Source organism: Herbidospora mongoliensis, from assembly GCF_001570545.1.
Lineage (GTDB): Bacteria > Actinomycetota > Actinomycetes > Streptosporangiales > Streptosporangiaceae > Herbidospora > Herbidospora mongoliensis.
Genome location: NZ_BBXD01000016.1, coordinates 183257 through 200787, shown reverse-complemented (window position 1 = coordinate 200787; position 17531 = coordinate 183257). Strand labels below are relative to the sequence as shown.

Sequence of the window (17531 nt, the reverse complement as noted above, 5' to 3'; positions counted from 1 at the left end):
CCGTTCGACCTCGGCGATGGGCCACAATTCGAGTCATGGCGACTCCTTTACGCCCGACCGACCCGCGCGTGCTCGGCGGATATCAGCTGGAGGCGGTCCTCGGAGAAGGCGGCCAGGGCATCGTCTACCTCGGCAACGGGCCGGGCGGCGATCGGGTGGCGATCAAGTGGCTGCGGCCGGAACTGGCCGCCGACCAGGACATGGTCCGGCGGTTCCTGCACGAGGTGAGCGCGGCCAAGCGGGTGGCGCCCTTCTGCACCGCCCAGGTGCTCGACGTGGGGGCCGAAGACGCGCGGCCCTACATCGTGAGCGAGTACATCGAGGGCGAGTCGCTGGCCCAGGCGATCCCGCGCAGCGGGCCGCGCACGGGCAACTCGCTCCACCGGCTGGCGATCGGCACCGCGACGGCGCTGGCGGCGATCCACCAGGCGGGGATCGTCCACCGCGACTTCAAGCCGCCGAACGTGATCCTCGGCTCCGACGGGCCCCGGGTGATCGACTTCGGCATCAGCAAGGCCCTGGGCAGCCACACGGCGCTGACCTCGACGATGATCGGCACCCCCGCCTACATGGCGCCGGAGCAGCTCGTCGGCGGCCCCATCGGGCCCGCAGCCGACCTGTTCGCCTGGGCCGGCACGATCGCCTACGCCGCCAACGGGCGGGCGCCGTTCGGCAACGACACCATGCCCGCCGTGATCAACCGCGTGCTGCGGATGCAGCCCGACCTGGGCCAGATCCCCCAGCCGCTGCGGGGCATCCTGCTCGACTGCCTGAACAAGAACCCGGCGCTGCGCCCGTCCGCGCGTCAGGTGATCGACCGGCTGCTGGTCAGCGACCCGGCGACGGCCAGGGTGACCGTCCCCCAGCCGCCGGTTCCGCGGCGCAAGTTCCCGACGCTGGCCGTGGTGACGGGCGCGACCGCGCTGGCGGTGATCGCCGCGATCGGCGGGGTGTGGGCCGCCACCTCGAACTCCGAGCCGCCCCTCGTCCGCAAGACCTCGGCGCCTCCCGTCACGCCGTCCGCCAGCCCCGAACCGGTCGTCATCGACATGGACGACACCACCGCCGTGGCGCGGGAGCTGCCGGCCGATCCGGCGTACCTGTCGATCTTCTGGGTGAAGCGGGAGAAGTGGGACGCCTACGTCCGCGAACCCGGCAAGACCACCTTCACCCGCCACTCCTACGCCGACGCGGCCCCCAGCCCCACCGGCGACCGGCTGGCCGGGATCCCGTGGGAGTACGACGACGAAGACTTCGACACGTTGAAGATCACCCAGGTGTCGAGCGGCACGTCGGCGACCGTGAAGACCGTGACCAAACCGCTCACCACCAACTACGTCCACTGGTCGCCCGACGGCACCAAGATCCTGCTGACCGCGCTGAAGAAGACCGGCGAGACCACGATCACCCAGGGCTTCGTGGTGGTCGACCCGGCGGCCGAGACCGCCGAGATCATCCGGGTGCCCGGTCTGAAGAGCGACACCGCGTTCGCGTGGACCGGCACCGGCGACTCGGTGACCACCGTCGTGGATCAGACCCCCCACGTCTACGACCTGCTCGGCAAGGAGCAGCGGACGCTGCCGGTGATCGGCGGCACCCTGGCCGACCCGCGCGACATGTTCACCGACGGCGGGGGCTCGTTCATCGCCCGCTGCGAGGGCAAGGACGTCACCCTCTGCGTCTGGGACACCGCGACCGGCACGGTGCTCAGCGAGTTCGAGTCGGGCTGCGACACCGTGCTGGGCTGGTGGGACGCCACCCACATCTACTGCACGGCCGTCGCCGACGACGACGAGGACGCGGTGGTCGTCAGCGACCTGGAGGGCGTGGAGACCCAGACCCTCATCAGGGCGACCGACACCGCGATGGACAAGCTCTACTTCCGTTCCTCCTACCTGCACCGGTCGTAGACCCGCGAACCGAGGCGGCTTTCGATCCGTCTTGTGGACATGACCACCTCGATTCGCGTGGCCGGCGCCATCGCGATAGCACTGCTGGCGGCGGCGTGCACGCCGGGTGCCGCCACGTCGCCCGACCCGGTGACGCCGATCAACCTGACCACGAACATCAAGCTGGTCTCCTTCGACGACTGCGACGCCATGCTCGAAGGGCTGCGCGAGGCCGCGGTCAAGCACGCCCAGACCTTCCAGGTGCTGCCCATGTCGGGACGGGCCCTGTCCATGGAGGCGGCCGACGGCGCGCGGAGCCCCGCCGCCTCCACCGCCTCGGGCGCCGGGAACCCGGCCCACTCGACGACGAACGTCCACGAGGCCGGGGTCGACGAGCCCGACCTGGTGAAGACCGACGGCGACCGGGTCATCACCGTCAACCGGGGCGTGCTGCGGGTGATCGACGCCGAGTCGCAGCAGGTCACCGGCACGCTGCGGCTGGTCGCCGAAGACCAGGGCTGGGCCGAGGCGAACCTGCTGGTGTCGGGCGACCGGGCGCTGGTGCTGTTCAACCACGGCGGCTACTTCCCGGCCGGGAGCGCCGTGCGGATCCGGCCCGAGAAGGTCGCCGAGCCGCGCTACGTGCTGATCGACCTGGCCGGGACGCCGAAGGTCGTCGGCAGCCTGGCCCCCCTCAACGCCCAGCACGTCGACGCGCGGATGGTCGGCACGACCGTCCGGATCGTGGTGCGCAGCGAGCCGCAGGTCACCGCGCCCGAGTACGACCCGAACATGACCCAGCAGGAGATGCTGGACAAGGTCAAGGAGACCTACCGGAAGGCGCCGCTCGACGCCTGGCTGCCCAAGTATGAGATCGAGTCGGGCGGTCAGACCACGCCGGGCGCGGTGAAGTGCGAGAACGTCAGCCACCCGGCCGACTTCACCGGCAAGTCGCTGGTGACCGTCCACACCCTGGATCTGAACGGCTCCTTCGGCACGACCGACGCGATCAGCGTCGCGGCCGACGGCGACACCGTCTACGGCACCGGCAACAGCCTCTACGTGACGAGCAACCCGTTCTGGTGGGGCGGGTTCTTCCCGATGCCGATCGCGGTCGACGTCGACCCGATGCCGGTCCCGGACGCGACCGGTTCGATCAAGGCCCCCGCCTCACCGGTGGCCCCCTCGCCCGACCCGGACATGCCGACGCAGATCCCCGACCCGGGCAAGGTCGCGCCCGAGGCCCAGCCGACGCCGAGCAACGTCGAGAAGGTCGGCCCCACGGCCGAGGTGATCACCCCCACCCCGGCGGCGGCGCCCTCGGAGGACACGGTTCAGGAGGTCGTCCAGCCGGAACGCACCGAGATCCACCGGTTCGACATCACCGGCGCCGGCGCGCCCCGCTACGTCGCCTCCGGTTCGGTGGCCGGGCGGTTGCTGAACCAGTATTCGCTGTCGGAGTTCGAGAACCACCTGCGCGTCGCCACGACCACCAGCACCGCCAAGACGTCCGAGAGCGGCGTCTACGTCCTGAAGGCCGACACCCTCGCCCCGGCGGGCCAGGTGACCGGTCTCGGCAAGGGTGAGCGGATCTACTCGGTGCGGTTCATCGGCCCGGTCGGCTACATGGTCACCTTCCGCCAGGTCGACCCGCTCTACACCCTCGACCTGCGCGACCCACAGGTCCCCAAGGTCACCGGCGAGCTGAAGATCACCGGCTTCTCCGCCTACCTCCACCCGGCGGGCGACGGCAAGCTGATCGGCGTCGGCCAGGAGGCCAACGAGAAGGGCCAGACCCAGGGGACCCAGGTGTCACTGTTCGACGTGCGCGACCCGGCCGCCCCGGCCGTGCTGTCGCGCTACCACCAGGAGGAGTCGGCCACCCAGGCCGAATGGGACCCGCACGCCTTCCTCTACTGGGCCCAGGACGGCCTCGCCCTGATCCCGATCGCCACCTGGGGCGCCGACTACTACGACGGCTCCCAGGCGCTCGTCCTGAAGATCGGCGACACGATCGAGAAGGCCGGGGTGATCACCCACCCGAAGGCCGACCCGAACGCCCCCCTCGACCCGTCGATCAGGCGCAGCGTGATCATCGGCGACACCGTCTGGACCTTCTCCGACCTCGGCGTCAAGGTCAGCGACAAGGCCAGCCTGGCCGACGAGGCCTGGATCAAGTTCTAGAGCGGTTTGCGGTCGGGCGCGGCCACCGGGACGATCTCCGGAGCGCCGATGGTGATCGCGTCGGCCTCCTGGTCGGTGTCGGTCTCCTGGGCGGCGCGCTCGGCCTCGATCCGCTTGGTGTAATACTCCACCTCACGTTTGACCTGGTCGTCGTCCCAGCCCAGCGGACCCGCGAGGAGCTGGGCGACCTCCTCGGCGACGGCCAGGCCGCGGTGGAAGGTCTCGATGGAGATGTGGGTGCGCCGGCTCAGCACGTCGTTGAGGTGCCGGGCGCCCTCGTGGGTGGCGGCGTAGACGATCTCGGCGCGCAGGTGGTCGTCGGCGCCGGTCAGCGGCCGGGCCAGCCCGGGATCGGCTTCGATGAGGGCCAGCACCTCGTCCATCATCGAGCCGTAACGCTGGAGGAGATGCTCGATGCGGGCGACGTGCAGGCCCGACTGCTGGGCCAGCCGATAGCGGGAGTTCCAGCGGGCCTGGTAGCCCTCGGCCCCCGCCAGCGGGACGGTGTCGGTGCACGAGGGCGGCACCCGCGTGGCCAGCCCGTGGACCACCGCGTCGACCGCGTCGGCGGCCATCTTCCGGTAGGTGGTGAACTTGCCGCCCGCGACGAGCACCAGCCCCGGCACCGGGTGGGCGACGACGTGTTCGCGGGAGAGCTTGGAGGTCTGCTCGGATTCGCCGCGCAGCAGCGGCCGCAGGCCGGCGTACACCCCTTCGACGTCGTCCCTGGTCAGCGGCACCGCCAGGACCTCGTTGACGTGGTCGAGGACGTAGTCGATGTCGGTCCGCGAGGCGGCCGGGTGGGCCAGGTCGAGGGTCCAGGCGGTGTCGGTGGTGCCGATGATCCAGTGCCGCCCCCACGGGATCACGAAAAGGACCGATTTCTCGGTACGAAGAATGATCCCGGTCAGCGAGTGGATGCGGTCGCGGGGCACCAGCAGGTGGACGCCCTTCGACGCCTTCACGTGGATCTGCCCGCGTCCGCCGACGAGTTCCTGGATGTCGTCGGTCCACACCCCGGTGGCGTTGACGACCTGCCGGGCCCGGATGTCGATCTCCTCACCGGTCTCCAGGTCGCGGACCCGTACACCCGTGACCCGCTCGCCCTCCCGCAGGAAGCCCACCACCTGGGTTCGGGAGGCGACGTGGGCGCCGTAGGTCGCGGCGGTCCGCAGCATCGTCATGACGTAGCGGGCGTCGTCGACCTGGGCGTCCCAATATTGGACGGCCCCCTTGAACGCCGTCTTCCGCAGCGCCGGAGCCAGCCGCAGCGCCCGGCTCCGGGACAGGTGCCGGTGCCCCGGCACCCCCCGCGTGAACCCGAACGAGAATCCCAGCGTGTCGTAGAGCACCAGGCCAGCGCCCACATAGGGCCGCTCCCACCCCGCGTGGGTGAGCGGGAGCAGGAAGGGCACCGGCCGGACGAGATGCGGCGCGATCCGCTGCAGCAGCAGCGCCCGCTCCTGGAGCGCCTCTCTGACCAGGTCGAAGTTGAGCTGTTCGAGATAGCGCAGCCCGCCGTGGATCAGCTTGGACGAACGCGACGAGGTGCCCGAGGCGTAGTCGCGCGCCTCCACCAGCCCCACCGAGAGCCCCCGCGTGGCCGCGTCGAGCGCGACGCCCGCGCCGACCACGCCGCCACCGACCACCACGACGTCGAGCTCCTGCGCCGCCATCTGCGACAGGGCCGCGTAACGCTCCGCCGGCCCCAGCCGCCCCGTCCCCATAAGCGCAGTCATGGGTATAACTCTCCCTTTTTACGGCTAAGCGCCTACCCCTGTGGTCCTACCCATCCTGTCAGGATCGGCAGCACGACCTCCGACCGCATGGCACTCATGTGGTCGAGGCCGTCGAGGACCCGCACTTCCCAGCCCTTCGCCACGATCTCATCGCGGTTGCGGAGAAGTGGTCCGGCGATGTCGACGGTGACCCCGCCCCACTTGTCGCCGTAGACGATGGCGTCGTCGGACCCGGCGAAGCACAGGCTGGGGATGTCCAACACGACCGCCCGGTCGTCGAATTCCTGAAGTTCCTGGTAGAGCACCATGAACTGACCGACCTGCTCCGGGTTCGCGCTTGGCGTGGCACTGTCCCAGTCGCCCGGGGTGAGGTTCTCGGCGGGCGGTTCAGGGTTGCGGGCGTACTCCCAGGCGGTCTCGGTGACGACGAGCATCTCCCGATAGGGGCCGTAGATCGGCGGATACCCACCCATGACGAGATTCTTCAGGCGGTCGGACCTGATGGCGAGCTGGAGCCCCACCATGGCCAGCCAGGAGTAGCCGTAGTAGGCGAAGCTCTCCACCTGTGCCGCGTCCGCGACGGCGAGAAAGTCATTGACCACGTTCTCCGGCGTGAGATCCCTTTTCGGTACGGCCAGACAGTGCCCCTCGTAGTCGAACGCGATGACCCTGAACTGGCCTTTGAGCCCGTTGACCAGGTTGAATCCGAGGTCGGGCTCGCCTCCCCAGGCCCACATCGCCTCGGCGGCCGGCCCGTCCTCGGCGGGCTTCGCATTCACGGGCAGCAGGAGCGCGGGCCCGTCGCCGTGCGCTTCGATCTCGATCTCGGCGCCGTCGTGGAGGGTTGCGATCATTGATGATCTCCTTATGCCGTAAGCTATTAACGAGCGAAAGAATAGCTTATGCCGTAAGGAGTAAGAAGCCGGTGGTCGTGTACGCAGGCCAAGGTGACCCAGAGCGCACACTGGCGCTCCTCTGGCGGACGACAGGCGAGGGCGTCAAGAGGCGAGGCCCGAAACCGGCCCTGACCGTGGACGCGATCCTGGAAGCGGCCATCGCGGTGGCCGACGAATCAGGCCTCGACGGCCTCTCGATGCGCGCGGTCGGCGAACGCCTGGGCAAAACGGCGATGGCGCTCTACACCTACGTCCCGACCAAGCGGGAACTGATCGACCTCATGTACGACCACGCCCACGCCGACCTGATCCCCGATCTGCCCGGGGGGTGGCGGCAGGCGGTCGAGACCTGGTCCCTGGCTCTCCACGAGCGCTACCTACGGCACCCGTGGCTCCTCCAGGTCTCCCACGCCCGCCCGGTCCTCGGTCCGCACGAGCAGACCGTCCTGGAGAAGCTGCTGGAAGTCCTCCCCGACGTGGCGGTCCGCGCGACGGTCAACTCCCTGTTCAGCCTGGTCAGGGGCTCGGCCAGAACCATCGCCGAAGGTCAGGGAGCAGCCGCCGACACGGGCACGTCAGACCAGGAGTGGTGGGCGGCCAGGTCCCGCCTGATGAACGACCTCGTCCCCGACTTCGCCGAACGTTTCCCCAGGTCGGCCAACATGCCCCCGGCGGAATGGGACAAGGCCGCCCGCGAGGCGTTCACGGGCGGCCTGAACCTGCTCTTGGACGGCCTGGAAAACCAGACCGGCCGACGGGACCACTGAGCCCCGCCTGCTCCGCACGACCATCACCGAGCCCAATCGGCGTGGCCCTGGTGTCGGGCGCTCCGCGCCCGAAATTTCGGCATATCGCTGATTGTGGGGCGTCTCCGCAGGCCGAAGCTCGGCCGCAGCGCCCCGGCCACCGGAAATTTCGTGACATGGCCGCGCGGCCATGTCACGAACCCGCCCCGGCTCGTCAGGTCAGACCAGGCGTCGAATGTCCCCGAAGGCGCGATAGAAACCGCCGTTGCCCGACGGCCTGAGCCCGTCGACCACGTACCTGGCCCCCGGCTCGCGGATCTCGCGGGGGAACTGGACGTTCCACTGCTCGTACCCGGGGCTCAGCACCCGGATCCGCAGCCGCCCGCCCTCGCTGAAGCACTCCACCAGAACGCCGTCGCCGGTCTCGGTGGTCGTCTCCACGGTGATCGACGGCTCGACCACGGGCAGGGACGCCGCGATCTTGACGTCGCGGGGCTGCGGGACGGTCCCCTCGCGGGCCGCCGCGATGGCCTGCTCGGTCGCGTCGATGCAGGCCAGCGAGCCGTCGGTGGTCACGATGTAGAGGCGCTCGTCGAGGTACTGCATGGAGAAGGCCGACCCGCAGCCGGTCGCCAGCTTCCACAGCCGGGTCCCGTCGGCCGAGAAGCAGTAGACCGACGAGGAGGAGTCGCCGGCGAAGACGTACTGCCCGCCGGGCGAGGTCGCGCACGAGTAGATCGCCGCGTCACACCGGTAGACCGCCTCGACCGCGCCGTCGGATTTGGCCAGCTTGTGGACGGTCCGGCGGGCCGTGCCGGCGTACACCGACTTCTCCTCCTGCCAGCCGAACAGGACGCCGTCGGCGGCGGTCTGGTACCAGGCCTGGTTGCCCTGGAGGTCGTAGCGGGCCACGCCGCCGGAGTGACCGTGGTAGACCGCGTCGGCGTCGTTGCGCACCATCCAGCCGGAGCTGCCGCCGCCAGTGCGGGCCCAGAGGAACTCGTCCTCGTAGTCGATCGTGGTGATCCGCCCGGAGTCGTCGGACACGCCGAGGACGCCGTCGGCGATGTCGAGCCAGTAGATGTCCACGTCGGAGGCGATCTCGTACGCCGCCCGAGGCACCTTCCCGCTCAGGTCGTAGACCTTGCCGTCGTCGCAGCCCGCGTAGATCCAGAAGTCGTCGGCGACGATGCACTTGACCCCGTCGGGCAGCTTGTAGCGCCCGGTCATCTCGCCTTCCGGGGTCAGCGTGTAGACCTGACCGGCCTGGTTGCCGACCCAGCAGCGCTCCCGGTCGACGAAGATCCCGAACGCCGCCGACCCGCTGGCGAACCGCCACAGCACGGGCGCCTGGCTGGCGGTCGACCGGGTGCTGGTGATCGCCCGGCGGGTGACCGCGCGGCGCTGCCGCACACCCCGGACCGCGGGGGCGTAGCCCTTCTTGGTCTTCTCCGCGACCTTCTTCGCCGCCGCCGCCCGCGCCTTCTCCTCGGTCGGGAAATCGGTGACCTTGACCTGCCCGTTCTCTCCGATGCGGCCGTACGTGATGGTCACCCGCGTCCCCGAAACCGCGGCCTCGTAGAACTTGTGCGCCCCGCCGCCTTCCTCGGACAGCTCCAGGTACGTCATATCCCCTTTTCCTCCCTTTGGATCAGTGATCGCGAGCGTAGGGGAAGAGGCGGACATTTTTTCTCGTACGGATGTAGAGAACCCGCGACCGGCTCCGACCCAGTGGCGAGACGACAACCTGAGGAGCGGACATGCGCAAGCTCATCTACATCGTGAACACCTCGCTGGACGGCTACATCGACGGCCCCGGCGGCGCGTTCGACTGGACCACCGTCGGCCCCGAGTTCTCGGCCTTCTCCGAAGGGCTGACCGACGAGACCGACATCCTGCTCTACGGCAGGGTCGTGTACGGCTGGATGTCCTCCTACTGGCCCACCGCCGACCAGGAGGAGGGCGCCCACCCCCACGACGTCGCCTACGCGCCCAAGTGGCGGGCACGGCCCAAGGTCGTCGTGTCGGACACCCTGACCGAGGTGCCCGACGACACCCGGATCATCCGGGGCGCCTCCCTGGAGGCCGACCTGACGGCCCTGAAGCACGAGGAAGGCGGGCACATCCTGCTGACCGGCGGCAACGCCCTGGCCTCGACCCTGGTCGGGCTGGGGCTGGTCGACGAGATCGTCATGGTCGTCCACCCGGTCGTCCTGACGGGGGGCACCCCGCTCCTGAGCGGCGTCAAGGACCGACTTCGTCTGGGTCTCCTCGAATCCCGGACCTGCGACGACACGGTGATCATCAGCCGCTACGCCCCAGCCGCCCCCTGAGACACGCGCCTGGATAAAGTGCCGGTTGTGACGCACACCGAAGCGGAAATCGCCTCACAACCGGCCTGCTGGGCCCGAGCCGCCGAACTCGCCGCCGACGCCCCACTCCCCCAGCCGGGGGAACGGGTCGCCGTCGTGGGCTGCGGCACGTCCTGGTTCATCGCCCAGGCGTACGCCGCGCTCCGGGAGGCTTCCGGCCAGGGCGAGACCGACGCCTTCGCGGCCTCGGAGTTCCCCTCGGGCCGGGCCTACGACCGCGTCCTCGCGCTGACCCGCTCGGGGACGACGACCGAGGTCCTGGCCTTGCTGACCGCCGTCGACACCCCGACCGTCGCGATCACCGCCGACCCGGCCACGCCCGTGATGACGGCGGCCGGCGAGGTGATCGTGCTCGACTTCGCCGACGAGCGCTCGGTCGTCCAGACCCGCTTCGCCACCACCCAGCTGGCGCTGCTCCGCGCCAACCTGGGCGAAGACCTGACCGGGGCGATCGCCGACGCGGAGCTGGCCCTGTCCGACGACCTCGGTGATCTGGTGGACGCCGAGCAGTACACCTTCCTCGGCCGCGGCTGGACCAACGGCCTGGCGGCCGAAGCGGCCCTGAAGATGCGCGAGGCGGCCCGCGCCTGGACCGAGAGCTACCCGGCGATGGAATACCGCCACGGCCCGATCTCGATCGCCGGCCCCGGCCGGGTGACGTGGATGCTCGGCCCCGCCCCCGACGGCCTGGCCGCGGAGGTGGTGGGGTGCGGCGGCACGTTCGCGGAGTCCGGCCGCGACCCGCTGGCCGAACTGGTGAAGATCCAGCGCGTGGCCGTCGCCCGCGCCCTGGCCCGCGGCCTGAACCCCGACGAGCCCCTTCACCTCACGAGATCGGTGATCCTGCCTTGAGCCAGACTCTCGTCAACGCCCGGATCGTCACCGGACACGCGGTCACCGACGGCTGGCTCTCCATCGAGGAAGGCCGCATCACCCACATCGGCCACGGCACCGCCCCCCGCGACGGCGAATCGCTCGGCCACCGCTACGTGGTCCCCGGCTTCGTCGACATGCACGTGCACGGAGGCGGCGGCGCGGGCTACCCGTCGGGCTCGGAGGAGCAGGCCAGGCGCGCCTTCGCCTTCCACCTCTCCAGGGGGACGACGACCGCCGTCGCCAGCCTGGTCACCGCCCCCCTGGAGACGTTGCGCTCGGCGGCCGGCATGCTGGCCGGTCTCTGCGGAGAGGGCCTGCTGGCGGGCGTCCACTTCGAGGGTCCGTACATCTCGGCGGCCAAATGCGGCGCCCACCGCCCCGCGCTGCTGCGCACCCCCTCAGTGAGCGAGTTCACCGACCTGATCGAGGCGGCCAAGGGCCACGCCCGCATGTTCACCGTGGCCCCCGAACTGCCCGGCGCCCTGGCCGCCATCGCCGCCTGCGCCGAGTCCGGCGTGATCGCCGCCATCGGCCACACCGACGCCACCTACGACGAGTCCCGCGCCGCCATCGACGCCGGGGCCACCGTCGCCACCCACCTGTTCAACGCGATGCGCCCCCTGGGCCACCGCGACCCCGGCCCCATCGCCGCCGCCCTGGCCGACGAGCGGGTGACCGTCGAATTGATCAACGACGGCTTCCATCTCCACCCGGAGATCATCAACCTGGCCCTCCGCGCGGCGAAGGGCGGCGTGGCCTTCATCACCGACGCCATGGACGCGGCCGGCATGCCCGACGGCGACTTCGACCTTGGCCCCATGAAGGTGGAGGTCCGCAATGGCGAAGCCCGCCTGGAAGGGGGCGGCTCCATCGCCGGCAGCACCCTGACCATGGACCGGGCCTTCCGCCGCGGCGTCCAGCTGAACGGCCTGACCCTGAGCGAGGCCACCGCCGTGACCTCCCTGAACCCGGCCAAGGCCCTCGGCCTCGACCACGAGGTCGGCTCCATCGCCGTGGGCAAACGCGCCGATCTGGTGGTCCTGGACGACAAACTGGAGGTCCACAAAGTCATGCGCCAGGGCGAATGGGTCTAGGTCGGCCCGAAGCCCGAGATTTCGTAACTCCAGCCCCTTCCGTCCCGCAGATCAAGCAGAAACACGGATTGAGCACCGAAGAGGCGACACCCATCCGGCGCACAGCGCCGGATATTTCGGCATTACGCCTCTCTTGAAATAGCGAAGCCAAGCCACAGAAACAAAATCTCCTGCCACGCACTCCGGATATCGCCGGATGGATATGGATGCCACGGGAATCAATCCCGAACACAGCACCCGGAAATATCAACATATGAACGACCGCCGAAAACAAAACAGGGCGCCGGGTGAGTACCCGACGCCCTGTCAGAACGCTGTCACGGCTGCGGCGGAGCCACCACGACCTCGACGCGCTGGAACTCCTTGATGTCGGAGTAACCCGACGTCGCCATGGTCCGCTTCAACGCGCCCATCAGGTTCATCGAACCGTCGGCCACCGACGACGGCCCGTGGAGGACCTCCGCCAGCGTCCCGATCGTGCCGAACTCGACCCGGCGGCCACGGGGCAGCTCGGGGTGGTGCGCCTCGGAGCCCCAGTGGAAGCCGCGCCCGGGTGCCTCGGCCGCGCGGGCCAGCGGCGAACCGACCATCACCGCGTCGGCACCGCAGGCGATGGCCTTGGCGATGTCGCCCGAGCCGCCCATGCCGCCGTCGGCGATGACGTGGACGTATCGGCCGCCGGATTCGTCCATGTAGTCACGTCGCGCCGCCGCCACGTCGGAGATCGCGGTCGCCATCGGGACCACGACGCCCAGCACGTTGCGGGTCGTGTGGGACGCCCCGCCGCCGAAGCCCACCAGGACGCCGGCCGCGCCGGTGCGCATCAGGTGGAGCGCCGCCGTGTAGGTGGCGCAGCCGCCGACGATCACCGGGACGTCGAGTTCGTAGATGAACTGCTTCAGGTTCAGCGGCTCCGCCCGGCCAGAGACGTGCTCGGCCGAGACCGTGGTGCCGCGGATCACGAAGATGTCGACGCCCGCGTCGATCACGGCCTTGTGGTGCTGGACCGTGCGCTGCGGAGACAGCCGCACCGCGGTCGTCACCCCGGCGGCGCGGATCTCCTCGATGCGGCGGCCGATCAGCTCGTCTTGGATCGGCGCGGTGTAGATCTCCTGCAACCTGCGGGTCGCCGCGGCCGTGCCCAGCTCGGCGACCTCGTCGAGCAGGGGCTGCGGGTCGTCGTAGCGGGTCCACAGGCCTTCGAGGTCGAGAGGGGCCAGGCCACCCAGCCGGCCGATCTCGATCGCCGTGCGCGGTGAGACCACACTGTCCATCGGGCTGACCAAAAGAGGCAGGTCAAAACGGTAGGCGTCGATCTGCCAGGAGATCGACACCTCCTCGGGGTCGCGGGTGCGCCTCGAGGGAACGATGCCGATCTCGTCGAGGGCGTAGGCGCGCCGCCCGGTCTTACCGCGCCCGATCTCCACCTGTGTCATGTGTGTTCCTGTTGCTCGATAGAGGTCAGCGACGGTGGTAGTTCGGAGCCTCCACCGTCATCTGGATGTCGTGGGGGTGGCTCTCCTTCAGACCGGCCGCGGTGATCGGCATGAGCTGGCCGTTGTCGCGGAGCTCGGCGATGGTGCGCGACCCCGTGTACCACATTCCCTGCCTGACCCCTCCGACCAACTGATGGGCCACGGCGGCGACCGGACCGCGGTAGGGGACCTGGCCTTCGATGCCCTCGGGGATGAACTTGTCGTCGCCGCTCACGGAGTCCTGCGCGTAGCGGTCCTTGGAGAAGGACTGCCCGCCGCGCTCGCGGTTGCGGACGGCGCCCAGCGAGCCCATGCCCCGGTAGGACTTGAACTGCTTGCCGTTGATGAAGATCAGTTCGCCCGGCGACTCTTCGCAGCCCGCGAGCAGGGAGCCGAGCATGACCGCGTCGGCGCCGGCCGCGATGGCCTTGGCGATGTCGCCGCTGTACTGGAGGCCGCCGTCGCCGATGACCGGCACACCGGCGGGACCGGCCGCGAGCGAGGCCTCGTGGATGGCGGTGACCTGCGGGGCGCCGACACCGGCGACCACGCGGGTGGTGCAGATGGAGCCCGGCCCTACACCGACCTTGACGGCGTCGGCGCCCGCGTCGATGAGCGCCTGGGCGCCCGCGCGGGTGGCGATGTTGCCGCCGACGACCTGGACGGCGGTGTTGGCCTTGAGCTTGGCGATCATGTCGCCGATGCCCTTGGAGTGACCGTGGGCGACGTCGACGACGATCACGTCGGCCCCGGCCTCGATGAGGGCGCGGGCGCGGTCTTCCGCGTCGCCCCCGACCCCGACCGCCGCGCCGACCACGAGGCGGCCGTCGGCGTCTTTGGTGGCCAGCGGATATTGCTCGCTCTTGGTGAAGTCTTTGACCGTGATCAGGCCCTGGAGACGGCCCCGGTCGTCGACCAGGGGCAGCTTCTCGACCTTGTGGGTGCGCAGCAGGCGGAACGCCTCGTCGCGCGAGACCCCGACCGGCGCGGTGACCAGCGGCATCTTGGTCATCACGTCGCGGACGAGCTGCGAGTGGTCGGTCTCGTAGGCCATGTCACGGTTGGTGACGATGCCGACGAGCACGCCGTCGGCGTCGGTGACCGGAGCCCCGGAGATGCGGTAGGTCGCGCAGAGCTGCTCCACGTCGGCCAGCGTGTCGTCGGGCGAGCAGGTGACCGGGTTGGTGACCATGCCGGCCTCGGAACGCTTCACGAGGTCGACCTGGCGGGCCTGGTCGTCGATCGACAGGTTGCGGTGCAGGATGCCGACGCCGCCCTGGCGGGCCATCGCCACCGCCATGCGCGCCTCGGTCACCGTGTCCATCGCGGCGCTGATCAGTGGAATCTGCAGCGTGATCCCGCGAGTGAGCCGGGTGCCGGTGTCAGCGTCACCTGGCTGCAGGTCCGAGTATGCGGGCACCAGCAGTACGTCGTCGTACGTGAGCCCTTGTTCGGTGAATCTGGCCATGGCGACCGCGAACCCCCTTCGGCGGCAAAGAAGACCTCGTCAGGCCTCCGGGCCAGTCTAGAGCTCACGGAAAGAAGCAACCGCCACTTCAGCGCCCCTGCGAGGAAAGGTGGCGACCACCACACCGTCACCCACACCGTCACCCACAGGGGCGGGCGCGGCCGGTCGGCGCCGGATGCGGCGCGGGGCGGGCGCGGCGGGCGGGGCCGGCCACGCGAAGCCGTAACGGAAAGAAGAAAGGGGGACCCGCCACAAGTGCGGACCCCCCTGACGCGTCAGATGGGTGAGACCCCCACGGTGACCGCCGAGCCCCCCTCCGCGCCCGGTCGGTCACGGCGCCCCACCCCGTGCCGACGCAGGGTCAAGAGTGCGTCACGGTGGGTCCCGACACAATGTCCGAACCTGCAATTACACGAAGCTGCACCTCTCGCGGTTTTCTCCATCGGAAACGCAATAGCGCGTTATCCTCGCGAAGTCGCTCGGTTGCCCGGCCGCGGCGGTTTCCTGGCGAGGGAGCAGACATCCGGGCGTGACCACGACCTGAAACTGGACCGACGATGACCACCTCTGCCGACCCTTTGGGAAGCCTGGGCCTCAGCCGGGCCCAGACGGCGGTGTACGAAACCGTCTTACGACTGCACCGGGCCACCCTGCCCGAAATCGCCCAGGCCGCCGACGAACCCACCGACGAGGTCGCCGACCAGCTGGCCGGCCTGGTCCGGCTGGGTGCGGTCGACGAGCAGGCGGGCGAGTTCCTGGCCCGCCACCCGGCCGCCGCGATCGGGCGCCTGATCGCCGCCCGGCTCGACCGGCTGGCCGAGGAGAGCCGCCAGATCGACGAGGTGCTGGCCTCGGTGGGCGGGTTGACGCTCACCTACGACGCCGGACGCGATTACCAAAGCCGCCAGTTCCCGGTGGAACTGGTGAACGGCGCCGACGAACTCTACGAAAGCGTGATCGGTCTGGCGCTCCAATCGCCGCCTTCCGATCTGGTGACCGCGATCCCCGATGAACGCAGCCTCACGGATTTCATCCGGAAATATGCCGACACATGGATCGAGGCGCTGAAAAGCGATCTCCTCACGGCCCGTGCGGTTGTCCCCGCCTCCGCCCTCGCCATCCCCGGAATGCGCGACTCCCTCGACCGGCTGACCGCCGCCGGGGCGGGCATCCGGGCCCTTGATCGGGTGCCGAGCTGGTTCTTCGCGATCGGCCACGACGCCGCCGGCCTGCCCGCCGACTGGGGCGTGTCGCTGCCCGGCAGCGCCTACAACTGTTACCTGGTCAGAGCCCCGATCGTGGTGGGCGCGCTGCGCGCGCTGTTCGACGAGATGTGGCAGCGGGCGACGCCGATCCGCTACTCGCCGGGGGCCGTCCAGGTGCTGCGGCTGGCGTCCCAGGGAATCTCCGACGACACCATCGCCCGGCGCCTCGGACTCTCGGTCCGGACCGTCCGGGCCCGGTTCGCCGACGCCATGGCCGAGCTGGGGGCCCAGACCCGCTTCCAGGCCGGGGTCGAGGCGGCGCGCCGGGGCTGGCTGTCCTGACCCGGTCTTTGAGCACACCGGGGGCGATGGGAGTCATATGGTGGTTACGTGCTGGAAGACGTCCCCCGCGACCCGTTCGCGGACGACCCCAACGATCCCGCCGTGGAGCTGGGCGAGCTCGATGATCCCGAGCCGCTCACGATGGCCGAACGCGACGAGGCGCTGACCGACCTCGCCGACGTGGAGGTCTTCCGCTCCCTGCTCGAACCGCAGGGGGTGCTCGGTCTGGTGCTCGATTGCCCGGAATGTGGCGAACAGCACTACTTCGACTGGGACCTGCTCCGGGGCAACCTACGCCAGATGATCGACAACGGGCGACCGCAGGTCCACGAACCCGCCTTCCAACCCGACCCCGCCGACTATGTCAGCTGGGAGTACGCCCGAGGCTATGTCGACGGCGTCATCGACACCGAAGAGAGCCGCTGAGCTTCCTGAATGCTGTCCACGTCGGCGATCAGGGCACGCAGAACCGAGATCGCCGGATCGGACGACCGCACCGCCTCGCGCCGGGCCAGCGCGTCGAGAACGGCGTCAACGTCGATTGTCACGCAATCGACTCTAGCTCCGCCATCTGACGGAGCCGAGCAAGAGCACGATGCTGGGCCACTCTGACCGCACCGGGTGACATCCCGAGGACGTTGCCCGTCTCCTCCGCCGACAGCCCGGAGACCACCCGCAGGATCAGGATCTCCCGCTGGTTCTCCGGCAGCCGCGACAGCAGCGCGCGGGCGTGTTCGGCCTCGATGTACCGCACCACGGTCTCCTCGGGCCCGGGACGCTCGTCGGGCCCGTCGGGGAGATCCTCGGTCGGCACGGCCGATCGCACCGAACTGCGCAGCGAGTCGGCCACCTTGTGCGAGGCGATGCCGAAGACGAACGACGCGAACGGGCGGCCCATGTCCCGATAACGCGGCAGCGCCGACAGCACCGCGATGCAGACCTCCTGGGCCACATCATCGGCATTGTGATAATGCCCCGAAACCCGGCCGAGCCTGGCTCGGCAATAGCGCACGACCATCGGCCGCAGCTGCGTCAGCAGCCGCTCGATGGCGGTGCGGTCCCCTGTCACGGCCAGACTGGTCAGCTCCCTGAGGTCGGACTCCTCCGGCCTCACGTCGACTCTGGACCCAATCGCAAGCCTTACCCCAGTTGCGGCGTCGGCGACGCATCCCTCGGTCACGTTAGGCATGATGCCCGCCACACAGAGAACTGTCGTCATGGTGAACGGATACGGATTGGTCACAT

At 69.7% G+C, this 17531-nt stretch carries 15 protein-coding genes; 8 read left to right on the top strand and 7 right to left on the bottom strand.

The genetic code is table 11. The features are described from left to right. The first annotated feature begins 35 nt into the window (after nt 1-35). Together AW272_RS23730 and AW272_RS23725 are read left to right on the top strand one after the other, a co-directional pair. The gene (locus tag AW272_RS23730) at nt 36-1910 is read left to right on the top strand and encodes a serine/threonine protein kinase (protein WP_066369124.1); all 1875 of its coding nucleotides are present in this window, start codon (nt 36-38) and stop codon (nt 1908-1910) included. Nucleotides 1911-1949: 39 nt separating this feature from the next. Beyond that, nucleotides 1950-4073 (top strand): beta-propeller domain-containing protein, encoded by a 2124-nt coding sequence (locus AW272_RS23725; RefSeq protein ID WP_066369122.1) that lies wholly within the window; start codon nt 1950-1952, stop codon nt 4071-4073. Here the strand turns inward: AW272_RS23725 and AW272_RS23720 are convergent. After that, the gene (locus AW272_RS23720) at nt 4070-5812 is read right to left on the bottom strand and encodes a glycerol-3-phosphate dehydrogenase/oxidase (protein ID WP_066369120.1); all 1743 of its coding nucleotides are present in this window, start codon (nt 5810-5812) and stop codon (nt 4070-4072) included. The two genes, AW272_RS23725 and AW272_RS23720, sit on opposite strands and share 4 nt — an antisense overlap. 32 nt (nt 5813-5844) lie before the next feature. Next, on the bottom strand, nt 5845-6666 hold the full coding sequence (locus tag AW272_RS23715; RefSeq protein WP_066369118.1) for an alpha/beta fold hydrolase: 822 nt from the start codon (nt 6664-6666) through the stop codon (nt 5845-5847). A gap of 71 nt (nt 6667-6737) precedes the next feature. Between AW272_RS23715 and AW272_RS23710 the strand changes: the two genes are divergently transcribed. Further along, nucleotides 6738-7475 (top strand): TetR/AcrR family transcriptional regulator, encoded by a 738-nt coding sequence (locus tag AW272_RS23710; RefSeq protein WP_066369116.1) that lies wholly within the window; start codon nt 6738-6740, stop codon nt 7473-7475. A gap of 198 nt (nt 7476-7673) precedes the next feature. On the opposite strand, the gene AW272_RS23705 is transcribed toward AW272_RS23710, so the two are convergent. Next, nucleotides 7674-9083, bottom strand: coding sequence for a WGR domain-containing protein (locus tag AW272_RS23705; RefSeq protein ID WP_218011028.1), 1410 nt, complete (start codon nt 9081-9083; stop codon nt 7674-7676). 131 nt (nt 9084-9214) lie between these two features. Between AW272_RS23705 and AW272_RS23700 the strand changes: the two genes are divergently transcribed. Genes AW272_RS23700 through nagA form a run of 3 tightly spaced genes read left to right on the top strand, consistent with a single transcriptional unit; the run spans nt 9215 to nt 11796 of the window. Next, nucleotides 9215-9787: a dihydrofolate reductase family protein gene (locus tag AW272_RS23700; RefSeq protein ID WP_066369110.1), complete on the top strand. Its 573-nt coding sequence runs from the start codon at nt 9215-9217 to the stop codon at nt 9785-9787. Nucleotides 9788-9814: 27 nt separating this feature from the next. Beyond that, nucleotides 9815-10678, top strand: coding sequence for an SIS domain-containing protein (locus tag AW272_RS23695; protein ID WP_066369107.1), 864 nt, complete (start codon nt 9815-9817; stop codon nt 10676-10678). Next, a complete protein-coding gene (gene nagA / locus AW272_RS23690; RefSeq protein WP_066369104.1) occupies nt 10675-11796 on the top strand; it encodes an N-acetylglucosamine-6-phosphate deacetylase in 1122 nt (373 codons plus the stop codon). Before AW272_RS23695 ends, nagA begins: the two co-directional genes overlap by 4 nt. Before the next feature lie 317 nt (nt 11797-12113). On the opposite strand, the gene AW272_RS23685 is transcribed toward nagA, so the two are convergent. Together AW272_RS23685 and guaB are read right to left on the bottom strand one after the other, a co-directional pair. Next, nucleotides 12114-13232: a GuaB3 family IMP dehydrogenase-related protein gene (locus tag AW272_RS23685; protein WP_174551851.1), complete on the bottom strand. Its 1119-nt coding sequence runs from the start codon at nt 13230-13232 to the stop codon at nt 12114-12116. Between the two features lie 25 nt (nt 13233-13257). After that, nucleotides 13258-14739 carry an IMP dehydrogenase gene (guaB, locus tag AW272_RS23680; RefSeq protein WP_066369102.1) on the bottom strand — a complete coding sequence of 494 codons (1482 nt, stop codon included), beginning with the start codon at nt 14737-14739 and terminating at the stop codon, nt 13258-13260. Nucleotides 14740-15296: 557 nt separating this feature from the next. On the opposite strand from guaB, the gene AW272_RS23675 reads away from it, so the two are divergent. After that, nucleotides 15297-16286, top strand: a complete 990-nt coding sequence (locus AW272_RS23675; protein WP_066369100.1) for a helix-turn-helix transcriptional regulator — start codon at nt 15297-15299, stop codon at nt 16284-16286. 48 nt (nt 16287-16334) lie between these two features. Beyond that, a complete protein-coding gene (locus AW272_RS23670) occupies nt 16335-16712 on the top strand; it encodes a DUF5319 domain-containing protein (protein ID WP_062337713.1) in 378 nt (125 codons plus the stop codon). On the opposite strand, the gene AW272_RS42285 is transcribed toward AW272_RS23670, so the two are convergent. Together AW272_RS42285 and AW272_RS23665 are read right to left on the bottom strand one after the other, a co-directional pair. Then, entirely contained in the window at nt 16673-16834 is a 162-nt protein-coding gene (locus AW272_RS42285; protein ID WP_157518727.1) for a hypothetical protein, read from the bottom strand. The two genes, AW272_RS23670 and AW272_RS42285, sit on opposite strands and share 40 nt — an antisense overlap. Next, the gene (locus AW272_RS23665; protein WP_083958625.1) at nt 16831-17475 is read right to left on the bottom strand and encodes a sigma-70 family RNA polymerase sigma factor; all 645 of its coding nucleotides are present in this window, start codon (nt 17473-17475) and stop codon (nt 16831-16833) included. The genes AW272_RS42285 and AW272_RS23665 overlap by 4 nt, the downstream gene beginning before the upstream one ends. Nucleotides 17476-17531: the final 56 nt, after the last annotated feature.

Coding starts and splice junctions, on each gene's coding strand:
- AW272_RS23730 (WP_066369124.1), top strand. CDS start 36: ATGGCGACTCCTTTACGCCCGACCGACCCGCGCGTGCTCGGCGGATAT.
- AW272_RS23725 (WP_066369122.1), top strand. CDS start 1,950: ATGACCACCTCGATTCGCGTGGCCGGCGCCATCGCGATAGCACTGCTG.
- AW272_RS23720 (WP_066369120.1), bottom strand. CDS start 5,812: ATGACTGCGCTTATGGGGACGGGGCGGCTGGGGCCGGCGGAGCGTTAC.
- AW272_RS23715 (WP_066369118.1), bottom strand. CDS start 6,666: ATGATCGCAACCCTCCACGACGGCGCCGAGATCGAGATCGAAGCGCAC.
- AW272_RS23705 (WP_218011028.1), bottom strand. CDS start 9,083: ATGACGTACCTGGAGCTGTCCGAGGAAGGCGGCGGGGCGCACAAGTTC.
- AW272_RS23700 (WP_066369110.1), top strand. CDS start 9,215: ATGCGCAAGCTCATCTACATCGTGAACACCTCGCTGGACGGCTACATC.
- AW272_RS23685 (WP_174551851.1), bottom strand. CDS start 13,232: ATGACACAGGTGGAGATCGGGCGCGGTAAGACCGGGCGGCGCGCCTAC.
- guaB (WP_066369102.1), bottom strand. CDS start 14,739: ATGGCCAGATTCACCGAACAAGGGCTCACGTACGACGACGTACTGCTG.
- AW272_RS23675 (WP_066369100.1), top strand. CDS start 15,297: ATGACCACCTCTGCCGACCCTTTGGGAAGCCTGGGCCTCAGCCGGGCC.
- AW272_RS23665 (WP_083958625.1), bottom strand. CDS start 17,475: ATGCCTAACGTGACCGAGGGATGCGTCGCCGACGCCGCAACTGGGGTA.